The 26,038-nt window shown below is 53.4% G+C and carries 19 protein-coding genes and 1 pseudogene; 16 read left to right on the top strand and 4 right to left on the bottom strand.

The features are described 5' to 3' along the window. Nucleotides 1-182: 182 nt before the first annotated feature. Nucleotides 183-1,037, bottom strand: a complete 855-nt coding sequence (locus IPI29_03000) for a hypothetical protein (GenBank protein ID MBK7411503.1) — start codon at nucleotides 1,035-1,037, stop codon at nucleotides 183-185. A gap of 121 nt (nucleotides 1,038-1,158) precedes the next feature. On the opposite strand from IPI29_03000, the gene IPI29_02995 reads away from it, so the two are divergent. After that, a complete protein-coding gene (locus tag IPI29_02995) occupies nucleotides 1,159-3,291 on the top strand; it encodes a peptidylprolyl isomerase (protein MBK7411502.1) in 2,133 nt (710 codons plus the stop codon). A 1-nt stretch (nucleotide 3,292) separates the two neighbouring features. Continuing rightward, on the top strand, nucleotides 3,293-4,084 hold the full coding sequence (locus IPI29_02990; GenBank protein ID MBK7411501.1) for a squalene/phytoene synthase family protein: 792 nt from the start codon (nucleotides 3,293-3,295) through the stop codon (nucleotides 4,082-4,084). A 1,216-nt stretch (nucleotides 4,085-5,300) separates the two neighbouring features. On the opposite strand, the gene IPI29_02985 is transcribed toward IPI29_02990, so the two are convergent. Continuing rightward, nucleotides 5,301-6,155 (bottom strand): hypothetical protein, encoded by an 855-nt coding sequence (locus IPI29_02985; protein ID MBK7411500.1) that lies wholly within the window; start codon nucleotides 6,153-6,155, stop codon nucleotides 5,301-5,303. A 198-nt stretch (nucleotides 6,156-6,353) separates the two neighbouring features. On the opposite strand from IPI29_02985, the gene hpnD reads away from it, so the two are divergent. Together hpnD and nuoE are read left to right on the top strand one after the other, a co-directional pair. Next, nucleotides 6,354-7,247 carry a presqualene diphosphate synthase HpnD gene (gene hpnD, locus IPI29_02980; protein MBK7411499.1) on the top strand — a complete coding sequence of 298 codons (894 nt, stop codon included), beginning with the start codon at nucleotides 6,354-6,356 and terminating at the stop codon, nucleotides 7,245-7,247. Between the two features lie 49 nt (nucleotides 7,248-7,296). Beyond that, nucleotides 7,297-7,764, top strand: a complete 468-nt coding sequence (nuoE, locus tag IPI29_02975; protein MBK7411498.1) for an NADH-quinone oxidoreductase subunit NuoE — start codon at nucleotides 7,297-7,299, stop codon at nucleotides 7,762-7,764. A gap of 95 nt (nucleotides 7,765-7,859) precedes the next feature. Here nuoE and IPI29_02970 read toward each other — a convergent pair whose 3' ends face one another. Then, complete coding sequence (locus tag IPI29_02970) at nucleotides 7,860-8,180, bottom strand: MmcQ/YjbR family DNA-binding protein (protein ID MBK7411497.1); 321 nt, start codon at nucleotides 8,178-8,180, stop codon at nucleotides 7,860-7,862. Here IPI29_02970 and IPI29_02965 point away from each other — a divergent pair. The 12 genes and pseudogenes from IPI29_02965 to IPI29_02910 all read left to right on the top strand — a co-directional run bounded on the left by IPI29_02965 (nucleotide 8,179) and on the right by IPI29_02910 (nucleotide 24,976). After that, nucleotides 8,179-8,973 (top strand): class D beta-lactamase, encoded by a 795-nt coding sequence (locus IPI29_02965; protein ID MBK7411496.1) that lies wholly within the window; start codon nucleotides 8,179-8,181, stop codon nucleotides 8,971-8,973. The genes IPI29_02970 and IPI29_02965 overlap by 2 nt on opposite strands. 214 nt (nucleotides 8,974-9,187) lie before the next feature. Then, on the top strand, nucleotides 9,188-9,871 hold the full coding sequence (locus tag IPI29_02960; protein ID MBK7411495.1) for a hypothetical protein: 684 nt from the start codon (nucleotides 9,188-9,190) through the stop codon (nucleotides 9,869-9,871). A gap of 54 nt (nucleotides 9,872-9,925) precedes the next feature. After that, nucleotides 9,926-10,480: a T9SS type A sorting domain-containing protein gene (locus tag IPI29_02955; protein ID MBK7411494.1), complete on the top strand. Its 555-nt coding sequence runs from the start codon at nucleotides 9,926-9,928 to the stop codon at nucleotides 10,478-10,480. Nucleotides 10,481-10,954: 474 nt separating this feature from the next. Further along, nucleotides 10,955-12,727, top strand: a complete 1,773-nt coding sequence (locus tag IPI29_02950) for an FAD-dependent oxidoreductase (protein MBK7411493.1) — start codon at nucleotides 10,955-10,957, stop codon at nucleotides 12,725-12,727. A gap of 6 nt (nucleotides 12,728-12,733) precedes the next feature. Continuing rightward, the gene (locus tag IPI29_02945; GenBank protein ID MBK7411492.1) at nucleotides 12,734-14,533 is read left to right on the top strand and encodes a 2-oxoacid:acceptor oxidoreductase subunit alpha; all 1,800 of its coding nucleotides are present in this window, start codon (nucleotides 12,734-12,736) and stop codon (nucleotides 14,531-14,533) included. Further along, nucleotides 14,530-15,582 (top strand): annotated as a pseudogene (locus IPI29_02940) (2-oxoacid:ferredoxin oxidoreductase subunit beta). Before IPI29_02945 ends, IPI29_02940 begins: the two are co-directional and overlap by 4 nt. Then, entirely contained in the window at nucleotides 15,579-16,076 is a 498-nt protein-coding gene (locus IPI29_02935) for a hypothetical protein (GenBank protein ID MBK7411491.1), read from the top strand. The pseudogene IPI29_02940 and the gene IPI29_02935 overlap by 4 nt, the downstream one beginning before the upstream one ends. Before the next feature lie 255 nt (nucleotides 16,077-16,331). Then, nucleotides 16,332-18,311, top strand: coding sequence for a tetratricopeptide repeat protein (locus IPI29_02930; protein MBK7411490.1), 1,980 nt, complete (start codon nucleotides 16,332-16,334; stop codon nucleotides 18,309-18,311). A gap of 19 nt (nucleotides 18,312-18,330) precedes the next feature. Further along, nucleotides 18,331-18,921 carry an NAD(P)H-binding protein gene (locus IPI29_02925; protein MBK7411489.1) on the top strand — a complete coding sequence of 197 codons (591 nt, stop codon included), beginning with the start codon at nucleotides 18,331-18,333 and terminating at the stop codon, nucleotides 18,919-18,921. A gap of 196 nt (nucleotides 18,922-19,117) precedes the next feature. Then, a complete protein-coding gene (locus IPI29_02920) occupies nucleotides 19,118-20,905 on the top strand; it encodes a tetratricopeptide repeat protein (protein MBK7411488.1) in 1,788 nt (595 codons plus the stop codon). Nucleotides 20,906-20,939: 34 nt separating this feature from the next. After that, nucleotides 20,940-22,913, top strand: a complete 1,974-nt coding sequence (locus IPI29_02915; protein MBK7411487.1) for a tetratricopeptide repeat protein — start codon at nucleotides 20,940-20,942, stop codon at nucleotides 22,911-22,913. Beyond that, the gene (locus IPI29_02910; protein ID MBK7411486.1) at nucleotides 22,910-24,976 is read left to right on the top strand and encodes a tetratricopeptide repeat protein; all 2,067 of its coding nucleotides are present in this window, start codon (nucleotides 22,910-22,912) and stop codon (nucleotides 24,974-24,976) included. Before IPI29_02915 ends, IPI29_02910 begins: the two co-directional genes overlap by 4 nt. Nucleotides 24,977-25,061: 85 nt before the next feature. Here the strand turns inward: IPI29_02910 and IPI29_02905 are convergent, their stop codons facing one another. Next, nucleotides 25,062-26,006 (bottom strand): NmrA/HSCARG family protein, encoded by a 945-nt coding sequence (locus IPI29_02905; GenBank protein ID MBK7411485.1) that lies wholly within the window; start codon nucleotides 26,004-26,006, stop codon nucleotides 25,062-25,064. Nucleotides 26,007-26,038: the final 32 nt, after the last annotated feature.

Genomic DNA, 26,038 nt, shown 5'->3' with positions numbered 1-26,038 from the left:
GTCCGTTCGACCACGTGAGAAGTCCACACACAACGGCCGGATGCAGGGCCACGTCACGATCCTTGAGGATCGAAAACCCCGGAACGTTTGCAAATGCTTCGATCGGAAGGAAACATCGCTCTTCGGTTTCGAAGTGCAATTCCACGATCTCTCCATTGGAACGAGCCGATTTGAGTAAGGGGCTAGTCATCAAACACAAAGACCGGTTCGTGGTAGTACCGCACCTTTCGGGCGAGGATCTTCGATGTGATCACATCCTGAAGCCACGTGTTCTTTTCTTCAAGTGGCGTTGAGGCCATGAGAAGGTGGAGCGAGATATTCAGATTCAGAGCTCTGCCGGGGATGATGTGACGGGTGATCCCGGCTGGGAGGTAGTCGGCGTTTTTTGCGGAGGAGATGATGTTCTCAGTGGAGAACGACGGAAACATCACGATGGCCGGACATTCGGCTTCGCTGCGGACCGTGCTCACAAGGTCGTCGTGGACGATGCGGTAGATCTCTCCGCTGCCCCCGTAGAGTCCCACTAATTCGCGCAGGACGTGAGGTGTGGAGATATCTGGTCCGGACGGGTGTAGGAGGAGGACGTCATCCTCACCTCGGACGATGGCAGCGCAGGCGCGGCCTTCCATACCCGGACGGAAATCGCGCAGGGCTTCGCTCGCTCGTTCAAGGGTGGTTCGTTCCACCACACTGGCCGGATGGTTGCCCCCTTCCACTGCTTCGATCACTTTTTTTGCGGCCTGGGTTGGAAGCACATGGTACCATGCCTGGAGTTCAACTCCGTGGTCGCCGCCGTACGGAACCTGCTGAACGAGGAGGTGTTTGGCCCCCATCAGCTTCAGGGCCGTGGTTCGTGTGGCTCCGTCGAGCACCACTCCCGACCCCACGATCGGAGGGTTTCTAAGCACGCCGTCGTTGTCGAGAGAGGCCCGAATGCGGTTTACACGCGCCGGATCCGTCTCCTCATGGAGGACCACCTCGTCGGCAGGGACAAAGCGGAGATGGAGCTCATGGGGCTCAAGTCGTTGATTTGCCATGGCACAAGTTACCAACGGGGACTGTTTGAGAACCCTGAACACCGTATATTTGGAGCTTGTCCTAAAGACAGCAGCATAAAGAACCGTTTTTCTCGTTCCTTACGACGGAGGAGTACCCAGCATGGGTGCCATTACCAAGATCCGCCAGATCAGCCCGTATTTCCTCGGCTCTGTAGCCGTGCTCTTCATCGCCTTCATGGTGATCCAAGATTCGAGCTGTACAACGATTTCCAGTTCCCGTAAATCACCGGAGAACGTGGAAGTAGCAACTATTAACGGTGACCGCATCACGTTGGCTGAATACGAGCGTCGCGTCCGCGATGTCGTAGAAGCCCAACGTCAGCAGAACCCGAACCAAGAGATCGACGACGAAACGATCCGCCAGCAGGTGTTCGACGAGATGGTGAACGAAGTCCTGCGCAAGCAGGAAGCGGCCAAGCTCGGTGTTGTGGTAACCCCACAACAGATCATCGATGTTATGGTGATCAACCCGCCGGAGCAGCTCCAGTTCTTCAAGGACTCAACGGGACGGTTCGACAAGCGTCTGTACCAAGAGCTTGTGACCAACCCCGACCGTATGGGCGAGATGCTTGCGGCCCAAAAGGCACCGCAGGAAGAGATCGACCGTCAGGTGCAGCAGTGGAAGAAGACGCTCTTCGACATCGAAGACGGACTCCGCTCACAGATGCTCCAGCAGGCACTGGCTTCGGCTGTAGGTGCTTCGGCAAGCATCCCTTCCCTGTCCGCAGCTGAGCTTCAGTACAAGATCGACAACAGCTCTGCCGACGTGCAGTTTGTTGCCCTGAGCACAGACCGCGTGCCTGATAACGCCGTTACCGTGAGTGACGACGAGATCAAGGCCTACTACGAGAAGAACAAGGAGTATTACTTGCAGAAGCGCTCGCGCAAGATCAAGTACCTCGTCTTCCCGCAGCTTCCATCGCTCAAGGACACTCAACAAGCCGCTAAGCGCTCACAGCGTCTTGCCGAAACGTTTGCTGCACTTCCAGATCTTGCACAGAAGGATAGCGCCTTCACTGCTGAGATGTCCACCTTCAATGGCGTCACAACAGACTACACCTCATTGAGTCAAGTAGACCCGATGGCAGCTACCGTCCTTGCCTCGCTCAACAAGGGCGAAGTGTTCGGCCCGCTCAACACCGCCGCCGGCATCACCTACTTCCGTCTCGATGACCGTCGCGAAGGTGTGAACCCTGTGGTTCGTGCCTCGCACATCCTCATCCCGTTCGGCACAAACAAGGACTCCGCCAAGGCAGAGATCACCAAGCTTCTTGCACGCGCAAAGAAGGGTGAGGACTTCGCAGAACTCGCACGTTTGAACTCCAAGGATCCGGGATCTGCTCAACAGGGCGGTGATCTGAACTTCTTTGGTAAGGGGCGTATGGTCCCTGAGTTTGAGAATGCAGCCTTTGGAGCAGCCGTTGGTGAGACCGTTGGACCGATCGAAACACAGTTCGGATTCCATATCATCAAGGTCACGGACAAGCAATCAACAGAACTCAAATATTCGCAGATCGTGATCAAGCCAACACTCTCTTCGGCAACGAAGCAGCAGACCATGGCCAAGGCACAGAAGGCTGCCGATGAGATCTCCAATGGTCGTCCGATCGATTCCGTTGCCTCGAGCCTGAAGGTACCGGTGCAGGAATCGCCCCTTTTCACGAACGAATCCCCAGTACTCTCCTCACGCGAACTCACAACATGGGCCTTTGACAGCGAAAAGGGTGATGTGATCCGCAAGGATGTGAAGTACTACGGCACCGTTGTGGCTCAAGTCTCTGATGCCCGCGAGGTTGGTGTGAAGCCACTCGAGGATATGAAGGACAAGATCAAGAGCATCCTTGTGCAGCGCAAGAAGCTCGACATGCTTAAGGGTCAGGCAGAGCAGCTCGCAGCATCATTCGGTGCCGACTCCTCACAAGGCATGGTCACGCAAATGGGCGTCAAGGACAACGGAACCCTCACCGGTTTCGGTGGTGAGTACATGGCCACGGCCAAGATCTTCCAAACAGCTCCGGGGTCAACAACGGGTGCTGTACGTGGCGAGCGTGCATGGTTTGTGATCAAGGTTCTCAACCGTGCTGATGCCAACATGCAGCAGTTTGCAGCAGACCGTAACGCTGTGATGGCCAACATGTCGAACAAGGTTCGCAATCAAGCCTTCTACGTTTGGTTCCAAAAGGTGAAGGACAATTCAGAGATCGAAGACCTGCGCAACAAGCGCAACGACTGACATGATCTCCGTCGATGAGGCCTATGCTCATTGTGCGAACGTAGCCCGTCGTCATTACGAGAATTTTCCAGTAGCATCGGTGCTTGTGCCTCTTCGGATGCGCAAGCACCTTTTTGCTATCTATGCCTTCTCACGTCTGGCAGATGACATCGCTGACGAGCCGTGGACCACAGACACCTCCGCTCGCATCGCGGCATTGAATGAGCTCGAACACGAACTAGTTGGGTCATCCGACATTTCAGAAGACCCAGTCTTTGTGGCCTTGCATCAGACGATCAAGGAAGTGCGGCTGCCCCTAGCCCCCTTTCAACGACTCCTCACAGCCTTCAAGAGCGACGTCAACTTCGTCACCCCAACCACCTGGGAAGACGTCCTTGCCTATTGCAGCAACTCCGCCGATCCCGTTGGTGAACTCTTCCTACGTCTCGATCACAACGGCCGAGAACCCTCCGCAGAAGCAATTGCGTGCAGCAACGCCATCTGCACAGCCCTGCAGATCACAAACTTCCTGCAGGACCTCGGCACAGATCTTCAGCGCGGAAGAAGCTACCTCCCCATCACCGACAGTGATGTGATCAAACGGACCCGTGCCCTCTTCGATAAAGGGGCTCCTGTTGTCAACCACGCCCACTCCTGGCGTCTGCGCCTCGAACTCCGCGCCATCATCGCCGGCGGCCGCACCATGCTCGACCTCTGCGAGCAACGCACGAACCGCCTAGAGCGCCCAACGCTCGGCGCGCGGGCGGTGGCGCGCATGGTGGGGAACTTTGTACAGACGTCACCCCGAGCGTAGTCGAGGGGCAAGGCGAAGAGGCGAAGAGGCGAAAAGGCGAAGAGGCAAGTCACCCCGAGCGTAGTCGAGGGGCGAGGCGAAGAGGCGAAAAGGCGAAGAGGCGAAGAGGCAAGTCATCCCGAGGAGCGCAGCGACGAGGGACCTTTAACAGATAGCAGCGGAGCAAATCTCACGACACCAAGATCACCATACCTGTCTTTGAAACCTGAAGTAGATCACATCATGGCGGTAGATCCGGCTTTCTCTATCCAGCCGATACTAGACGCCTCACGTACAACACAGATACGATACCAACCATAACAAGAATTGCTCGCAACATTAGTCCGCTCCTCTGGACCAACTCAGCTCTCGGCAATTCTTTAACATATTCAAGGTCGTTGTGAATCCAAAGCCGTATGGCAGTTCCAACCACGGTACCCACACCAAGAGTTAATAATAGAACCCGAGGCGGTGCAAGAGGATAGAAGAGATAAAGCGGGCCGAGCATAAATAGTGACGTTAGGAGAGACCATACAAACGCCGCTTCAAAGCGCGATGGTATAACAGACCTGAGGCAAATCAAGCAGTAGGCAGATTCAACGAACTTCTTATCAATAGTGTAGATGCGATGGAACATTAGCTATTCCAAGGTCTTTAGTTGTAGAATAAACAATTAGTCTAAGCTACTAACTGAGAGAATTAAAGCACTCACACACAGTCCGAATGCTAAGAATCCGCACAGTACCCACAGACCACTTCTTTGTCTTTCAGTACCAAGTTTCAGCCTGATTCTGTAATATCTGAACAAGTCTTTTTTGCGGGTGTAATACCACACGGAAAAGATATAATACGAGACTAACATAGTCAGAATGACAACTTTACCATAAGATGAGATGTGGGTTGCCGAGAACCAGTTCTTGACTCCAAGCCAAACGCAAACAGTAAACAAGAATATGAACTGCGTCATAACAAGTATCGATACCGCACGTTGAAATGCATCACCTACCTCAATGCGTCGATTTCTTCTGAGCACCGAAACCATACTGTAAATCATCCTGCGAGAGAATGGGATGTAACTTTTCACGTTGTCAAACCCGTTTTCATGGATAAAGCTTATCTCCGTGCCATTGGTCATGACAATGCGCCGTTCCCCTATCAAAGCCGAATCTCCACGCCAATATCAGTAATGGAGACCGTACCAAGCGTCAACAAACCGGGGGGGGAAGATCATTCTTCACTACGGCTGTCTGTAGGCTGCTGTGTGTAGCGGTATGAAGCATTTGGATCTCGTCCTCGTTAGCCAATGGCAACCATCAAAAAGTACTCGTTCTTGAATGAAGTTGATAAAACGAGGTTTGAATTCTCGTCCACATCTTGGCGAATCGACACAGTAGTTGATTTTGCCGATCGGGACGGACGAGTCGGTCTGTTGAGAATACACGCCATACTCGTAATCGTAAAAGAGACGTGTTGACTTACTATAACTCCATCTCTTGACCACTCCATTTCGCAATGCAAACACAGGATAGTTTTGACGCACCGTCAACTTTGATGCATCCGAAGAAAAATGGAACTCAGAGTGCAAATCACCATCAACCGTATCAACCCCCTCCCATGTCCATACTGGCGCATCTGGGCCGTACTCGCCAGTATAATATTCATTCAGCCACGTAGAATCGGTCATCACCAGCGACCATACCAACCGGTTATTATGAAGTCTAACAATGGAGCGTTCAAATTGCTCATTGTCAGAACCTGAACCGACCTTCACTTGTAACATGATACCAGCGTTACGTGGTAATGTTGTCACGGCGTACACTGAACGACCATGCCCTGCAATAGTATCCAGTTCTGAGAGAACATAAAGATCACGTGTTGACTCTTTAACCACCACAGTTACGCTAACTGAGTCCGTTTTGTTGAGTTCACACAACTTCGTACTGAAAATGACATGTCTAACATCGTGCTTTTTTACTGACACTCCCTTTTCCCCGAACAGCTCCCCTTCTGAACGTTGCCCAACAACGTCTCTCTTGGAACATCCAATGGCGAGTATCAAAATGCTGATGGCCGCAACTCTGAAGATTGACACGATTGCCACCTCCGCTTAGGGTTCATGTTCTTCCCTCAGTTTCACGCCTAATCCAAGAACCGCTTTCCGCATAAATACGACAATCTCTCAAAAATGGTCTCGGCACCCCACTCTATGTCTAACCATGCCTATCTCCGTAACCCTGCAACCCCGTAACCCCGTAACCCTGTAACCCCGTAACTCCGTAACTTCGGCACTGTGTCCACCCACCTCTATACCGACGCTGAGGACGGCTTGGTGCTCACCACGCAGGGGAGCACATCGTTCCATTATTCCTTTGGGTTCTTGCCCAAGGAGGAGCGGAATGCTATACGTACGGTGTATGCGTTTGCGCGGAGGATAGACGACATTGTGGATGAGGATCCGTCGATGGACCCTGAGGTGATCCTCAAGAAGCGTCAGCGACTCCAATGGTGGCGCACGGAGATCGAGGCGATGTATGCCCCCTCTCAAGAACTTCGGCCATCACCGATCGATGCATTGGGGATCGTGGTACGTCGGTTTGGGATCCCGAAACAGTATCTCCTTACGATCATCGACGGGTGTGAGCGCGATCTTACACAGCGTCGGTACGAGACGTTTGCTGAGCTCAAGGAATACTGCTACAGTGTTGCCTCTGCGGTCGGGTTGATCAGCATTGAGATCTTTGGGTACCGTCACGAAGAGACCCGACAATACGCCATCAACCTTGGCTATGCCCTGCAGCTCACCAACATCCTGCGTGATGTAAAGCAGGACAAAGACCGCGGATACATCTACATCCCCAAGGAAGATCTGCAGCGGTTCAAATACACCGAGGAAGATCTCAAGGCAGAGATCTATGATGAGCGGTTTGTGGACCTGATGCAGTTTCAGGCGCAGAGGGCCCGGGATTTCTACCACGAGGCGCGGGCATTGCTCCGTCCGGACGAGCGGATGACCATGGTGGCCGCCGAGATCATGGACGCCATCTACTACCGACTTCTCGAAAAGATCGAACTCAGCGACTATCGGGTCTTTACAAAACGCATTCGTGTGAGCGCCATTCACAGGATCGTAACCGCGCTCCGGATCTGGGTGGGTTCAAAGCTCTTTGTAAAGCGTCTGCGATAATCCGTATTTTCGGCCCACGGCACCGTCAATTGCGAACAGAGACATCCCCATGAGCACAACCTTTACGTCCGAAGAACTCCAGAGCATCACTGCCCTCAAGGCTAAGTATCCTGACCCAAAAGCAGCGATCATGCCCGTGATGTGGATGGCCCAGAAAAAATGGGGCTGGCTCTCCGAAGACGTGATGCAGGAAGTAGCTCGGGTCATGGAACTCCCCTATGCCCATGTGCTTGGTGTTGCCTCGTTCTACACCATGTACTTCAAGAAGCCGATGGGCAAACACCACGTCCAGGTCTGCACCAACGTCAGCTGCATGTTGAGAGGGGGCGAAGCACTCTACGCCCACGCCAAAGAACGTCTGGGCATCGGTCACAACCAAGCCACAGCCGACGGAAAGTTCTCCCTCGAAGAAGTAGAATGTATGGGCGCCTGCGGCGGCGCACCGATGATCGCGATCAATGAGACGTTTTATGAGAACGCTAGCATTGAGCAATTGGATGCGTTGTTGGATAGATAGTGAGATACGGAGATACTGAGATACTGAGATACTGAGATACGGAGATACGGAGATACGGAGATACGGAGATGCAGGCGTCGGGCTTTAACCCGATGTTACGGAGATACGATGCAGTCATATGCACCTTTAATGTGGGCTTCCAACGACTGATCATCCATTCGTTCAAGGACGATCCCTACCCAGCCCTTTACGCCGACGTAGGGCGGACGAAAGAACGTTTCGGCGTCGTGCTCGATGAGGGCTTCTTGTACACCTGTGGGTGCGGGTATCCAGATCGCCACCCTACCATCCTTATGATGGTTGTTTGCGAACATCACAAACACGCGTTTCTTCACGAAAAACGTAGGTTCGCCGTGGGAGAGTTTTTCCGTCACGCCCTCAAGAGATGTGCAGATGCTTCGTATACGTTCGATCATGATTGTTTGTATTGTCCTACTTGCTCTTGGTTGCAGCAATACCGAACTGGTTCGCAACGAGCCAAAACTACAAATCCGTACCGACTTCAAACAGCTCTTGGATTCCCTTGCTATTCAGGGAACGGTGATCGTCTTTGATTCTGCAACAAACGTTCTGGAAGTAGGCGACACCTCCTATCTCAATAAGGGATTTCTGCCGGCTTCGACCTTCAAGATCCCGAACACACTTATCGGACTCGAACTTGGTGTGATCACCAAGGACCACATCTTCTTGTGGGACAGCACACCACGCAGGAATCCCAATTGGAATCAAGATCTGCCCCTTCCCATTGCCTTCCGTGCATCGTGCGTGCCGTGTTATCAGGAGCTCGCACGAAACATCGGCCAAACACGCATGCGTCAGATGCTCGATACACTTGGGTATCCCGGCATGACCTTTTCTGATGCATCGATCGATATGTTTTGGCTGCAAGGGGCTTCTGCTATCACACCCATGCAACAGCTGAACTTTCTACGTCGATTGCACGACCGGACACTGCCTCTGAAGCCATCCACCTATGACGACTTCGCCCTCATCTTCCCCATCTCCAATGACAGTCTCGGTACGTTCAGCGGGAAGACCGGCACCACATTACGCGACGCTTCAATGCGCGGATGGTTTGTTGGTTGGCTGCAACTAGCTACCAACGTTCGGTACGTGGTTGTGCTCATCGAACCACCATCGAGTATGACGATGGAACAGGCGGTTGAGGTGCGGATGGCGATCGCGAGGAAGGTGTTGTTGAAGAAGTGAGCCGTCACCCCGAGCGGAGCAGAGGGGCTCCAAGAACTCACCCCCCTGCCCCCTCTCTCACGCTCCGCTAGAGAGGGGGTGCCGGTTCGTCATTAGTCATTAGTCATTCGTCATTCGTCATTATCAATCAATGTAACCACTCCACCGAGCCTTGTGTCCTCCTTACAGATGGCCATCGAAGACACCATTCTTCATCGCTCGTAGGGAGGTTACCATGCGCCCCGTTCATTTTCTACTCGTGTTCCTTGTGGGAACGATCGTCTCAGCTCAAACCATGGTCCCGATAGAGTCGATCGGTCGAAACGCAGTGTTTGCACAAGGCAAGTTCTTTCTGCAGGCATGTGGATTTGTTGTGATCTATGACACTACACATCATGCTGTCACGAGAGAAGCACTTCCAAAGGTGAGTTCTAGGAGGGAGGACACGCTAGGCTTTGCTCCTGAGCTGTACCGCAAGACCACGGAATGGACCTCAGCAACTACACCGTTGGTTGAGGGCGAGATCACGAATATGATCGTCGACAATCGAGATGCGGTCTGGATGTTCAATCGCAAGGGAGACGTCTCCGTCTTCGATGGCGTATCATGGGAAACGATGCGTCTCTGCCCTCAGCATAACCCGAAGCTGACCAGCTGTATCTCTGACGTCACGCTCGTACACGATCATGTACGTGTAGCTACTTGTTCAGGTCTTATCGATATCAACGTGTCGATGAAGGTGCCTCACGTTCGGATGCCACTACCGTACTCCGGTGCGCGAGTGACATTTCTTGATGACGAGCAGTTCGTGATAACGACTACCGGACTTCATTGTACAGTTGACATGAGGGCGAACGCTATGTTCATTCACAACGAACTGTCAACTCTTGGTATAGGCAGCGACACGTCAAATCACTGATATAGAGAGTGGCTGAATCAACAACGAAGTCTACAACCACACATCAACAATTGGTTGAGTCAACGTAAAGGATGGGATCTGTTCACGATATCACCGTGCACCGGGGAATCCGATGCAAACGACCTTCATGTAAGTCGCTGCACTGTAAAGGAGCCAACGTTTGATGCGCGAGTCAGAACAATGCTCGAGAAGCAAGTGATTCGTTCCCTCGACTATCACTATACATGCGGAAATGTCTACTTTGGGATCGATTACATCTACGATGTTGTCGCCGACAAGAAGGAACACATCTATCTCGCAACAGAACGCGGCGTGATCATCCTTCCAAATCCATCACCGGTGAAGGCTCAGGCACCGAGCGGAAGTGCTAAGCTCAACGTCTATCCCAATCCGGCAACTTCGTCCGTGACCGTTGACCTTCCTCCTGATCTCCCACCGGATGCATCTCTCACAGTTCTGAACATCACTGGAAGTGCCTTGATTCAGCAACCGATCCGCGACATCGGAACAATGCAGGTAGATGTTTCCGCACTCGCCGCCGGTTCCTATCTCGTCCAGATCCGAACGATGAAGGATGTGAGTTCTGCAGGGTTTGTGGTGAGGAAATGACTTCACTCGCTTCGCTCGTAATGACGTTATGACAAAATGACGGTATGACTCGAGGTCCCTCGTCGCTCCGGGCGAGGCGGGGCCTCGCCCCTACGCTCCTCGGGATGACGCTTCCTTCATCGTCAACTCATTTTTAGAAACGCGAGCACCATCTTTGATGGTACTCGCGCTTCTTTTACCTAAAACAGGCGGACGCAGCGTCATCCCGAGAAGCGGAGCGACGAGGGATCTAATGATTATGACGGTATGACAATCATGACGTTATGACGTCAAACGAACATAAATACACGAACCGGCTCCCCCTCTCTATCGAAGCGTGAGAGAGGGGGCTGGGGGGTGAGTTCTTGACTCGGGTAACCCCATTTTAATCCACACTGACTTCGGTCCTTTGATTCCAATGGGATTTTTCAGATGTTGGGAACCGAAACCTCGCATCAGCGTTATGCGAATTCGCTCACCATTCAGGTTTCGGACATGCAGCCTACGAATACGAAGGATCCGGAATATTATCACAAGGTTGTCGATTGCCAATATGCCTGTCCGGCACATACTCCTGTCCCTGAATATATCCGACTGATCGCAGCGGAAAAGTACACCGAAGCCTACATCGTGAACTGGGAATCGAATGTGTTCCCGGGCGTGCTTGGCCGTACGTGTGACCGACCGTGCGAGCCGGCGTGTAGGCGGGTGAGGGTGGAGGAAGAACCGGTGGCTATTTGCCGACTCAAACGCGTAGCTGCCGACCACAAGGGCGATGTGTCTGAGTACATCCCCACAGGCCCCTTCCCTTCCAATGGAAAGAAGGTGGCGTTGATAGGGGGCGGTCCGGCTTCTCTTACGGTTGCACGCGACCTCGCACCGCTTGGGTATGAGATCCACCTGTTCGATGAACAACCGGCCGGCGGCGGGATGATGCGGACGCAGATCCCGTCGTTCCGACTCCCCGCTTCGGTCCTCGATGAAGAGGTTGGACATGTCCTCAACATGGGCATCCACACACAGTTCCTCACCTACGTGGATAGCCTGGGCTCAGTGCTCACCAAGGACTACGATGCGATCTTCGTTGGTACGGGAGCCCCTCGTGGACGGAATCTCAACATCCCGGGGAGAGATGAAGCGGCACCGAACATCCACGTTGGTATTGAATGGCTGCAAAGTGTTGCCTTTGAACACATCAAGAAGATCGGGAAACGGGTGATCGTGCTCGGTGGCGGGAATACGGCGATGGACTGCTGTCGCACGGCCCGACGTCTCGGCGGCGAACAGGTAAAGGTACTCGTACGGAGCCCCTTTGCAGAAATGAAGGCTTCGCCGTGGGAGAAAGAAGATGCCATGCACGAAGACATCCCGATCATGGATAATCATGTGCCAGTGGAGTTCGTTCTGGAAGATGGACATCTCACAGGGATGATGTTCGAAAAGGTCCACGCGGTCTACGACGAAAAAGGCAAACGATCACTGGTTCCTACCGGTGAACCACACGTCTTTGTTGAAGCCGATGATGTCCTCATCGCTATCGGTCAAGAAAACTCCTTCCCGTGGATCGAGCGCGATCTCGGAATGGAATTCGACAAATGGGATATGCCGGTGGTCAACGACGTAACATACCAGTCCACCATCCCTCGGGTCTTCTTTGGCGGCGATGCTGCCTTTGGTCCAAAGAACATCATCACGGCCGTTGCTCAAGCACACTCTGCCGCGATCTCCATCGATCTCTTCTGTAAGGGGGCTTCCCTCACAGAACGACCTCATCCGATGGTGAATCTGGTGAGTCAGAAGATGGGCATCCATGAGTGGAGCTATGACAGCATGGTAACGGTGGATAAACGATTCATCGTTCCGCAAGCAGATAAGAAGCTCACACTCACCGACCGAAAGTTGGAAGTGGAGCTCGGCTTCGATGTGCTTACCGCGTGGAAGGAAGCCGAACGCTGTTTGAACTGCGATGTGCAAACGGTGTTCCGCGAACCGCTCTGTATTGAATGTGATGCCTGCGTTGATATCTGTCCTACATCGTGCATCACGTTTACGGAGAATGGTGAAGAGGCAGATCTGAGAACGCGACTCAAGGCTCCATCGATAAACCTCACACAGGATCTTCTTGTGTCGGACGTACTCCCAACAAAACGTGTGATGGTGAAGGACGAAGATGTCTGTCTTCACTGCGGACTCTGCGCCGAGCGCTGTCCAACCGCGGCATGGGATATGCAACTCTACACGTACAAAACAGCAAAGGCAGGAGCGTAAAACACAATGTCCATGATCAATGACTTCGTCGTCCGCTTCGCCAACGTCAACGGCACGGGTTCTGCCTCTGCCAACTACCTTTTTGCCAAGAGCATTTTCCGGATGGGTATTCCGGTCTCGCCAAAGAACATCTTTCCGTCGAACATCCAAGGCCTGCCCACGTGGTACGAAGTGCGGGTGAACGAGAAAGGGTATCTGGGTCGACGTGAGGGTGTGGACATCTGCGTAAGCGTGAACCCGCAGAGCCTGAAGCAGGATGTAGCATGCGTTAAGCCGGGCGGATATTTTGTGTACGATAACACAAAGCCCCTTGCTGCAGAGTTCATTCGCGAGGACATCACGTACCTGGGCATTCCGCTCATGGCTACGTGTAATCGTGAGTATACGGACCCTCGACAACGTCAGCTCTTCAAGAACGTGATGTATGTGGGTGCTCTCTCTGCCCTACTCGAGATCGAACTCAGCGCACTTGAAGAACTCCTTGCAGAACAGTTTGCCGGCAAGGAGAAACTCATTGCTCCGAATGTGAAGGCCCTCAAGCTCGGTATCGACTACGTGCACGAGAACTTCACCTATCCCCTGCCAATGCGTGTTCAGCGCAGAGATCTTGTTGGCAATCACATTTTGACAGATGGAAATTCTGCGTGTGGACTTGGTGCTGTCTACGGCGGCGCAACGGTGGTTGCATGGTATCCGATCACGCCATCAACATCGGTAGCCGAGGCATTTCACGACTATGCAACGGACCTGCGCATTGATGAACATGGAAAGACGAACTTTGCCATCGTCCAAGCAGAAGATGAACTCGCAGCCATCGGTATGGTTGTTGGCGCATCATGGAACGGATCGAGGTCCTTTACCGCCACGAGCGGTCCGGGAGTCTCCCTCATGAACGAGTTCTTAGGTCTAGCCTACTTTGCCGAAGTGCCGGCTGTTCTCATCGATGTACAGCGCACCGGTCCAAGCACGGGTATGCCAACACGCACGCAGCAATCGGATCTGACGTTGGCTGCCTATGCATCACATGGTGATACGAAACACGTGATGTTGTTTCCGTCAACACCCACCGAGTGTTTTGAGATGACGGCCGACAGTTTTGACCTCGCAGAACGACTTCAAACACCCATCATGATCATGTCCGATCTTGATCTTGGGATGAACGATCACATGACAGCCCCCTTCCAATGGGATGACTCCAGAACCTATGACAGGGGCAAGACCTATTCCGCTGAAGACCTCGAGGCGATCGGTCGATATGGTCGGTATCTCGATGTGGATGGCGATGGTATTCCCTACCGCACCATTCCCGGCGTTCACCCTACCAAGGGTTCGTATGTGGTACGGGGCTCCTCACGTGATGAATATGCCGTCTATACCGAGGACTCCCCGGCGTACCAGCGCAACATGGACCGTCTCGCAAAGAAGTGGGAGACAGCCAAGACCCTTGTCCATGCGCCGCAACGGTATCAGGAGAAGAACACCCATCGTGATGGTGTGATGTTCTTTGGGACGTCAACCGATAGTGCACAAGAGGCGCTCGACATCCTTCAAGCGCAGGGTCACGGACTCGATGCCCTGCGGTTAAGAGCCTTCCCATTCAACACCACTGTTGCAGAGTTCATCGCATCACATGACCGTGTGTTTGTGATCGAGCAGAATCGTGACGGGCAGATGCGGAGCTTGTTGACCAATGAGCTTAGCGTTGACCCGAACACCCTCATTTCGGTTCTGAACTATGATGGTATGCCGATCACGGCACAAACCATCACCGAGCAGATCCTCCACCACATGCACCGTTCGATATGAGCTACGTACGCCCCAAATTCCGTCATCCACTTCTTCCAACGAATGACCTGGGCTACACGGCCAGCGACTACGAAGGGTCGCTCTCTACCTTGTGCGCCGGATGTGGTCACGACAGTATCAGTGCTGCCATTGTGCAGGCCTGCTTTGAGATGAACATCGAGCCGCACAAGGTTGCTAAACTCTCCGGCATCGGATGTTCTTCCAAGACTCCGGCCTACTTCCTTGGTCAGTCACACGGTTTCAATACCGTGCACGGACGTATGCCATCTGTAGCCACCGGTGCCAACCTTGCCAACCGTGATCTCATCTACCTTGGTGTGTCCGGTGATGGTGACACAGCATCCATTGGTATGGGTCAGTTCGTCCATGCCGTGCGACGTAACCTCAACATGGTCTACATCGTGATGAACAACGGCTGTTACGGATTAACCAAGGGTCAGGACAGTGCCACTGCCGACCGCGGTTCAAAGAGCAAGGCCGGATCCGTGAACCCGTTTGAGTCGATCGATCTCTGCGGACTTGCCCTAGAACTCGGTGCAACCTTTGTTGGCCAGAGTTTCAGTGGTGACAAGACCCAGCTCATTCCGCTCATCAAGGCCGCGATGAATCACAAGGGATTCGCCTTCTTGAACGTGATCAGTCCGTGTGTGACCTTCAACAACAACGTCGGCTCAACGAAGAGCTAAGACTACGTCCGTCAGCACATGGCTGCCACCTCAACCATGGACTTCGTGCCCATGCAGACCGAGATCACGGCCAACTACGACGCCGGCACCGATGCTGCCATCACCCTTCATGATGGTTCACTCGTTCATCTGCACAAGCTTGCCGAAGGCTGGGATCCGAGCAACAGAATGAGTGCCATTCAAGCATTGCAACATGCACGCAATGATGCAAAGGTTCTTACGGGGCTCATCTATTACGGTCCTACCGATACAGAACTCCATCACGTGTTGAATACCAGTGATCGCCCCCTGAATACTCTCAAGGAAGATGAGCTTTGTCCGGGCAAGACGAGACTTGAGGAGATCAACGCGGGGTTGCGATGAAGCGGACCCTACAGTCTCAGTACATCGCTGCTCTTGAGATGTGTCGAGAGATCATTACAGTGTGTTCTGACGATGGATGGAATGATTCATCCGAAGTTCAGCCCGTGTGGCATGTGATGTATCATGCCCTTGCGTGGACCAACTACTATCTCTATCCCGACACTACGAGCACCGTGTTTTGGTCGGGTGTACGTTCCGGCGCGCATGTCATACTGCCGATCCCTGCAAACCAGGCAGACCCCGCGTCGCTCATCGCCCCTTACACTAAGGCCGAGTTACAAGACTTCATCACCTACGTTCTCGAGATCGTGCAGCCGCGTGTTGAAGAAGATGATCTCGAAGCCCCGAGCGGATTCCCGTGGCTACCATGTGCGCGCCTAGAGCTCCACATGTATAGCATCCGCCATCTGCAGCATCACGTAGGTCAGCTCTGCGGAAGATTACGCACACGGTATGATGTTGGGGTAACGTGGGTTGGACGCGGGATCAGGTGAACAGCGAATAGCGAATAGCGAATAGCGAATAGCGAATAGCGAATAGCGAATAGCGAATAGCGAATCTTGAAAGGCGCTTAAAGAAGGCGCTTAAAGAAGGCGCTCAACGAGCACAAGAACTCACGCTTCGCTAGAGGGGGAGCCATACATACACTTTCCATGACTCGCCTGATGTCAGTTACCAAGGAAGGATGAGGACGTACTGTCCGGAGTAACTCTGTAACTAGGTAACTCCGTAACTCTGTAACTTCCCTCATGACCAGTCGCTCATATGAAGAACTCTCGGCAGCGGTTGCTGTTGCTGCGCGCAAGAGTGATACGCAAGAGCTCAGATATCTGAGTGAGGAGTTGTTGGCGATGTCCACCTCCGAGTCTGAGGCTCTGGCGTATCGTGCACTTGGGCAGTCGGCGTATATCGAATCTGACTTTTCCCTTGCGCTTCGTCACTATCAGCGTGCCCATGCTGGGTACCTGTCCTTGGACGATCAAGCGGGTATTGCTGCGACACTTGGGAATATTGGGAGTGCCTCGTATTTCTTGGGTCGACCAAATGAGGCGCTCACGGCACACAATGAAGCGCTTGCCATCCACTTGCAGCGCAACGATATGAATGGCGTAGCGCGCGCATCAAACAGTATCGGGCTTGTCCACAAGGATGCTGGACGTTTTGATGAGGCGTTGGAATGGTACACAAAGGCGCTTGGACACTATCATTCATGTGGTGACGATCGTGGAACGGCGATGGCCTTTTGCAACATTGGCGCTGTGTACAATGCAACAGCGGCATATGTCGAGGCTTTGTCGTATTACTATCGCGCCCTTTCTATCTATGAGCTCAATGGAGATACCTTCGGGCTTGCCGCCGTGTACGGCAACATCGGCAACATCCATAGCTCCATGGGGAATTCAACAGAAGCATGTGCGTACTTCCATCGATCTCTGGAATTACATACAACAAACGGTACACGAAATGGACAAGCCAATGTGATGAGCAATTTGGGCAACACGTTGCATGCATCCGGAGACAATACCAGTGCGATAGAGTGGCTCAACAAATCGCTTGATGTCTACCGAGAGATCGGAGACCATGCCGTACTTGCCGACATTACCGCCAATCTCCTCTTGATCTTGATTGATGACGAGAACTACACCGAAGCTGCAGTCGTTGTTGAGGACCTGCGCACATTCGTCATCACGGAACCGAGCACTGCTATCCGGTATCACATTGGCCAAGCACTGCTCGCCGTAGAAGCGCAGCACCACCACGAGGCACGAACCCTTCTCCTTGACGCATTGAATCTTGCAGCCGAGCATCAACTGAGAAAGGAAGAAGCAACCATTCTCCTACATCTGCGTGATCTCTCGCAAAAGCAGGGTGACTTCCCCGGCTACATCGATTTCAACGAACGCTACACCAGGCTTGCGGAGGAGATCTCCGGCAGAGACATCTCCGTCAAACTCGCCATGGCGGAAAAACAACGCGAGATCGATGCCCGTGAAAAGGAACATGAGAAACACATGGCTGTTCTCCACTCCACCCTCCCCAAACACATCGCCGATAGAGTGGCAAGGGGCGAGGTGGTTAACGACCAGTTCGATAACGCATCGGTTCTGTTCCTTGATGTAGTTGGCTTCACCACCCATTCAAGTGAGCTCGACGCCACCATCGTCGTCGAGCTTCTGCAGAACATCTTTACGTCATTCGATTCGATATGCGCCAACAACGACGTAACCAAGATCAAGACCATTGGTGATTCGTATATGGCAGTTGCATTTCAAATAGCGAATAGCGAGCAGCGAATAGCGAATCAAATAGCGAAAGTCATGCCGAGCGTAGTCGAGGCACAACAAATAGCGAATAGCGAACAGCGAATAGCGAATGTTGCGCGGGCGATGATGGCGAGCGAGTTTATGTGGCCACACACCGGAGAGCGTGTGAGGTTCCGGATCGGCATCCATTGCGGTCCGGTGGTTGCCGGTGTGCTAGGCACTGAGCGCATGCAGTACGATGTATGGGGCGATACCGTAAACGTTGCGAGCAGGATGGAGAGCTCTTCTGAACCCGGACGTATCCATATCTCTGAAGCGCTTGCAAAGGCGCTCAACGAACACAAGAACTCACCCCCCGACCCCCTTTCTCACGCTTCGCTAGAGAGGGGGAGCCACACGGTTGTTCCCCGTGGCGAGGTTGATGTTAAAGGGAAGGGTACGATGAAGACGTACTGGCTGGAATGATGGGTGCTATCTTCGTTGCATGAATGCACTCGTTCTCGGTGGTTCCGGTCTTGTAGGGACGGAACTCGTACTTCAGCTCAGGTCTGACTCATCCTTCACAGCCGTCACGGCGCTTGGACGGGTTGAATTGGCGGCTCCCCTGCCCCCTACCCTCCATTGCGACGTTGTGTTCTGTTGTCTCGGCACAACGATCAAGGTTGCCGGTTCAGAAGATGCATTTCGCGAAGTAGACCAGCGTCTGCCCATTCGCATTGCCCGCGCTGCTCTTGAGAAGGGGGCTCAGCATTTCATCATTGTGAGTGCGATGGGAGCCGACGCAACGTCGCGGATATTCTACAACCGCGTAAAGGGTGAGATGGAGGCCGAACTTCGGACAATTGGCTATCCCCATGTGACGATCGTACACCCGTCCTTGCTTCTAGGTGATCGCAAAGAGAAGCGTATTGGAGAGAAGATCGCCAGCGTTCTCATGCGCGTTTTTTCGCCCCTTATCCCAAAGAAGTGGCAGGCCGTCCATGTACGGGATGTAGCACGGGTCATGGTGGAGTCGGCGAAGAACCCACATCCGGGAGTCCGCGTTATCAACAACGACGAGATCGTTGCTGCGTAGTGGGACTTGCCACGGTTGAACGGTGTAAATTGAGTGTTAACGGAGCAACAATTGTGCTTGTTGACCACAAGAACTCACCCCCCAGCCCCCTCTTTCACGCTTCGCTAGAGAGGGGGAGCTATACGGTTGTTCCACGGGGTACAGTTGACGTTAAAGGAAAGGGTATGATGCAGACGTATTGGCTGGAGCAAACCTCATGAGAACGTTCGAAGAGATAAAAGAAGAGATACGTCAAGCCAATATCCGAAATGATATCCGATCACTGCGAGCTCTGGCTTCTGAGATGCAAACGCTAGGAACACCGCACGCGAAGGCACATGCACACATTGCCTTGGGCATCGCTGAAGATCTGGACGGCAACTACACAGCGGCTCTGGAGTACTACCGCCATTCGCTCACTATGCATGAAGAACTCGGCGATCGTGCTGGCATGGCCCGCGTCACTGCCAACATCGGTATTGTGCTCTATAGCACCGGAGACTACCCGTCCTCACTTGAGCATTACTACCGTGCTCTGGCGATGTTTGAGGAGATCGGTAATCATGCTGGCGTGGCGAGTGTCACCGGCAATATAGGCGGTGTGTACGAGGCCACGGGTGACTATCCATCGGCGCTGGAGCACAACCGCCGTGCGCTGGCGATGTATGAACAAATAGGCGACCGCCGCGGCGTGTGCCGGATCACTGTCAACATCGGTAGTGTGTACCTGGCTATTGGCGACTACCCGTCGGCGTTGGAGTACGACGGCCGCGCGCTGGCGATGTACGAGGAGCTGGGTGACCTCATTGGCGTGGCCGTCGTCACCGGCAACATGGGCAATGTCTACTCGGGAACTGGTGACAACCCGACAGCTCTGGAGTATCTCCGGCGCGCCTTGACGATCCATGAACAACTGGACGACCGTGCCAGCGTGGTGCGTGTTATCGGCAACATCGTGGCTGTGCTCGTGAAGCTTGAGCGGTACGACGATGCCGCGAATCTGCAAGAGCGACAATCGGCAATGCTGATGAACAACCCGGGTGTACGAGCGTATCATCATGCCAATAGTGCCTTACTTGCTGAGTATCGTAATGATCTTGATGCCTCACATCATCACCTCTTGGAGGCACTGGCGATCAGTATGAAGACTGGCTTGCGCGCCAGATCAACATACTTTCACGAATTGCTTCGCGAGCTCGCACAAAAACGAAACGACTTCGCAGGATACATAGAGCACAACAACGAGTATCAGCGCATCACCGAAGAGATCCGCGGCAAAGATGCTACACTACGCATGGCCATGATGGAAGCTGAACGGAAGGTAGAAGCGGAGTTACGTGCGCGGGACAAAGAACGCGCCCTGCTCTACGGTGCCCTCCCCAAGTCCATTGCCGACCGCATGATCCGCGGCGAAGACGTCTCCGGTGATCACTTCGATAACGCTGCCGTAATGTTTCTTGACATCGTGGGTTTCACCTCCAACACCTCACACCTGCCCCCTACCGATGTGGTGAAAATGCTGGACAACATCTTCAGTATGATCGACGGTACCTGTGACACTCATCAAGTGATCAAAATCAAGACCATGGGCGATTCGTACATGTGCTTCCGAGGTGATTCCGATACAACCTTAAATGCTCATTCAATGGCATCTGTTGCCTTGGATGTGATGAAAGGGGCGTTCACATGGCCCAATGGTGAACCCATCCAATTCCGTGGAGGCATCCACATAGGTCCGGCAACTGCCGGTGTGATCGGCACGCAACGTCTGCAGTATGATGTATGGGGCGATACGGTGAATGTGGCGAGTCGCATGGAGAGCACAAGCGAACCAGGAAAGATTCACGTTTCCGAGGCGCTTGCAAATGCGCTTAATGAACACAAGAACTCACCCCCCAGCCCCCTCTCTCACGCTTCGCTAGAGAGGGGGAGCTATACGGTTGTTCCCCGAGGTACAGTTGATGTTAAGGGCAAAGGATCCATGCAGACCTACTGGCTGGAGTAACTCCGTATCTCCGTAACTCTGTAACTTCCTTTCTATGTCCAGTAGAACCTTCGAAGAGATCCAAGCCGACACACGACAGGCAACGAGCAACAATGATGTCGAGGCACTGCTACGTTATTCTGCAGAACTAGACGCTCTCGCCACGCAACAGTCCGAGGCTTTAGCTTGCCGATCTCGCGGTTGGGTTTTCTATGTCCGGCGTGAATATTCACTCGCGCTGATTCAGTTTCAACGTGCCGTAGCACTCTACGAAATACTCGGCGAGCGCATAGACATGGCAATTGTCATGGGTAACATGGGCATTCTGCACGAAGGCACTGGCAACCTCACTTCCGCGATCGAGTTCTACCACCGCGCGCTTGCTCTCCATGAAGAGCTCGGCAGCCACCAAAGCGTGGCGATCGTCACGGGCAATCTCGGTGTCGTTTACCTGAACATTGGCGACTTCCCCACGGCGCTGAGTCACTTCCACCGAGCCCTGGCCTACCACGAAGCACGAAACAACCATAAAGGCGTGGCGATCGGGACGGCCAACATCGGCAACGTGTACAATAGCACTTGCGACTACCCCGCTGCCCTAGATCACTACCACCGTGCCTTGGCACTTTATGAAGTGCTCGGAGATCTAAGCGGCGTGGCACTTGTCACGGCTAATATCGGTCTCGTGCACATGAACACTGGCGACAACCCAGCGGCTCTGATGCACTGCAATCGTGCATTAGCCATCAATGAAGATCTTGGCGACCGCCTCGGCATCGCTAACGCAATGAGCAACCTAGGCGATGTTCACGGAACCGCTGGCAACTTCCAGGCGGCACTCGATCATTTCAATCGAGCACTCGCACTTTTTGTGGAAATCGAAGACCGAAATGGCCAGGCACATGTTACGAGTAGCCTACTGGAGACCTACGTTCGAATGGGTTCGGATGCGGATGCCTTGACACTCCTTCAATCCATGGATGCAATGCAGATCGACGAGCCAATTACACACATCAGTCGTGAGCAGAGTCGGGCAACACTGCAGGAGCGCAGCGGAGATCTCGATAACGCTGCCACTACTCTGCATCATGTACTTGCAGAAGCACTCGAACTCGGTCTTCGTTCGAAGACAGCTGACATCCACAAATCACTGCGCGATCTCGCTCTCAAACAAAACAACCTTGCCGCCTACGTAGAACACAACAACGAGTTCACACGCATTACCGAAGAGATCAACGGAAAAGAGACCACAACGAAGCTCGCCATGCAAGCCAAACAGCGAGAGATCGACGCCAAGGATCGTGAACACGCGCAACACATGGCCGTTCTCCACTCAACCCTCCCCAAGCACATCGCCGATAGAGTGGCAAGGGGCGAAACAGTTAACGACCATTTCGACAATGCATCAGTCCTGTTCATCGATGTAGTTGGATTCACGACCCATTCAAGTGAGCTCGATGCCACCGTTGTTGTCGAATTGCTACAGAACATCTTTTCATCATTCGATGGGATATGCGCCAAGCACGACGTAACGAAGATCAAGACCATCGGTGATTCGTATATGGCCGTGGCATTTGGAACAGCGAACACAGAACAGCGAACACAGAACAGCGAACAGCGAACAGCACACGTCATGCCGAGCGTAGTCGAGGCACAGCGAATAGCGAATGTCGCCTTGGCCATGATGTCGAGCGAGTTCGTATGGCCACATACAGGAGAACGTGTGATGTTCCGCATCGGCATCCATTGCGGTCCCGTGGTTGCAGGCGTGCTTGGCACACAGCGCATGCAATACGATGTATGGGGCGATACGGTGAATGTGGCATCACGCATGGAGAGCACAAGCGAACCAGGAAAGATTCACGTGTCCGAGGCGCTTGCAAAGGCGCTTAACGATCACAAGAACTCACCCCCCAGCCCCCTCTCTCACGCTTCGCTAGAGAGGGGGAGCTTTACTATTGTTCCCCGGGGTACGATTGATGTTAAGGGCAAAGGAACAATGCAGACGTATTGGCTGGAGGGGGCGTGAGAACTTTCTCTGAGATCCAAGTCGATGTGAATCACGCAAGCAGCATCAATGATGCCGAGGCATTGCTGCTTTATGCAGTAGAGCTCGACGCCATCTCAGCCCCGCAGGCAGAGGCATTGGCGAACAACTCGCGTGGCTTGGCTCTGTATATCCAAGGCGACCGTCCAGCAGCGCTGAGTCACTACCACAGCGCTCTGGCACTCTATGAAGAGCTCGGCGATCGCGGTGGCGTAGCAGCTGTCTCGAGCAGAATTGGCGTCGTGAACAACAGAATCGGCAACTACACCGAGGCGTTGAGCCACTTCCACCTCGCACTGGCAATATTACATGAGCTCGACGATCGCAAGGGTGTGGCTGGCGTTACGGGTAACATCGGCACCCTGCACTGGCGCACAGGAAACTACCCAGAAGCGCTGAGTCACTACCATCGCGCTCTGGCACTCTCTGAAGAGCTCGGCGACCTCCGTCTTTTCGCAAGCACCACGGGCAACATCGGAATTGTACACTGGAATACCGGCGACTTCCCCACCGCGCTGACCTATCTCCACCGCGCTCTGGAACTCCATGAAGAACTCGGCGATCGCGGAAACGTGGCCCGCGTCACCGCCAACATCGGCAACGTGTATGGCAACATAGGGGACAATCCCTCCGCGCTGAGTCACTACCACCGCGCTCTGGCCCTCCATGAAGAGCTCGGCAACCGCAGCGGCATGGCGCTCGTCATGTGCTGCATCGGTATTGTGCACAGCGACACAGGCGACTACCCCGCTGCACTGAGTCACTACCACCGTGCCCTGGCGCTCCATGAAGAGCTCGGAGAACGTAACAACGTAACAATCGTCACAGACAACATCTTGTCCGTATACGTGCAAATGGGCTCTGACAGCGAGGCTCAACACCTCCTGACAACCATGAATGAGCTGCACCCCGGCGAACCTAGGTCACGCATCCAACGCGCGGTAAACCGAGCAACACTGCTGGAGCGCAGCGGCAACCTTGACGCTGCTGCTGCCACGCTGCAACTTGCGCTAAGCGAAGCACACGAGCATGGACTGCGCTCATTGACTACCAGTGTGCACAAGGCATTGCGAGACCTTGCACAGAAACGCAACGACTTTGCCGGCTACATCGAACACAACAACGAGTTCACTCGCATCACCGAAGAGATCAACGGCAAGGACACTGCTACGAAACTCGCTATACAAGCCAAACAACGCGAGATCGATGCTGAACGCAAAGAAACCGACAAGCACATGGCCGTGCTTCATTCTACCCTACCAAAACACATTGCCGACAGAGTAGCAAGGGGCGAGGTGGTTAATGATCACTTCGAGAACGCCTCCGTCCTGTTCGTCGATGTAGTCGGATTCACAACCCATTCAAGTGAGCTCGATGCCACCGTTGTTGTCGAATTGCTACAGAACATCTTTTCATCGTTCGATGGGATATGCGCCAAGCACGACGTAACGAAGATCAAGACCATCGGTGATTCGTATATGGCCGTGGCATTTGATATAGCGGACGCCGTAGGGGCGAGGCCCCGCCTCGCCCGTGAACAAACGGATATCCCGAACGTCATGCCGAGCGAAGTCGAGGCACAGCAAATAGCGAATAGCGAGCAGCGAATAGCGAATCAAATAGCGAATAGCGAGCAGCGAATAGCGAATCAAATAGCGAATAGCGAGCAGCGAATAGCGAATGTCGCCCAGGCGATGATGTCGAGCGTGTTCATGTGGCCACACACCGGAGAACGTGTGATGTTTCGCATCGGCATCCATTGCGGGCCGGTGGTGGCAGGAGTTCTTGGCACACAGCGCATGCAGTATGATGTATGGGGCGATACAGTGAATGTGGCGAGCCGGATGGAGAGCACAAGCGAATCAGGAAAGATCCATATCTCCGAGGCGCTTGCAAATGCGCTTAATGAACACAAGAACTCACCCCCCAGCCCCCTCTCTCACGCTTCGCTAGAGAGGGGGAGCTATACGGTTGTTCCCCGGGGTACAGTTGACGTTAAAGGAAAGGGTTTGATGCAGACGTATTGGTTGTCTGAAGCCTTATGACGATATGACGGTATGACGGTATGACGTACTCGTTAGTAGTAACGTCATAAAGTCATACCGTCATAAACGTCATAATGTCATAACGTCATATAGGAATTTGAGTCTTGTTTTCTTCCAGCCACTCTGCAAACGACTGAAGTTCCGGGTTGATCGCGCGGACAACATCGAGGTTGCGGGCGCCCACATATGCGTCGTTGAATTCGGCCTTGAACTGATACATGTTGCCCATGTCATCAGCGCCAGGGAAACCAAATGTGCGGAAGACCGAAGCAGGCACGGCGTTGTAGACAACGCTTTCACCGAGCGCGGTGGAAAGCCCCTTAGCCATCTCTTCACCGGTAAGATGTTCACCGGCGATGCTCACGGTCTTGCCGATGAATGATGGATCTTTGAAGATGTTGTAGGCAGTCTTTCCGATGTCCTTGACGGCGATGCCAGGGAGTTTTTTATCGGCCATGGGCATAGTAAGAGCAAGCGATCCATCTTCGCCGCGAGCCGGACCCGCACCGAAGAAGATGAAGTTCTCCCAATAGAACGATGTGTTCAGGATGGTTGTTGGCACGCCGGCTTCAGCGAAGTAGGCATTGGCCTCACCCTTTGCATCGAAGTGCGGTACCTTGTAGTTGCCTTGCAGTGTTGGCATGCGATCGTCGGAGAGTGGGATCCACTTGCGGGTGTCTTCCAACGACGACCAGATAACATGCTGCACACCGGCTGCCTTTGCTGCGTTGGCCATGTTGCGAGCGTGTTGCTTTTCTTTGTCGGGCGAGAAATGGTCCCAGAAGAACGTCACAAAGAACGCACCATATGCCCCCTTGAGAGCTTCGGCAAGACTGTCTTGACTATCCACGTCGGCAGCCACAACCTCTGCGCCCAGTGCCGCAAGCGCCTTTGCCTTGTCGGAATTCACATCACGCGTGATAGCACGCACAGCATACCCACCGTTTGGATCTGCGAGAATGGCGCGGACTAATCCGCCCCCTTGTGCTCCTGTTGCGCCTACAACGGCAATGATCTTTTTGTCGGACATCGAAAACTCCAATGGATATGTTTATGTGTTCA

Source organism: Ignavibacteria bacterium, assembly GCA_016707005.1.
Taxonomy (GTDB): Bacteria; Bacteroidota; Ignavibacteria; order Kapaibacteriales; family Kapaibacteriaceae; genus UBA10438.
Note: the sequence above shows the minus strand (reverse complement) of the source record. Positions and strands in the feature narration are given on the sequence as shown.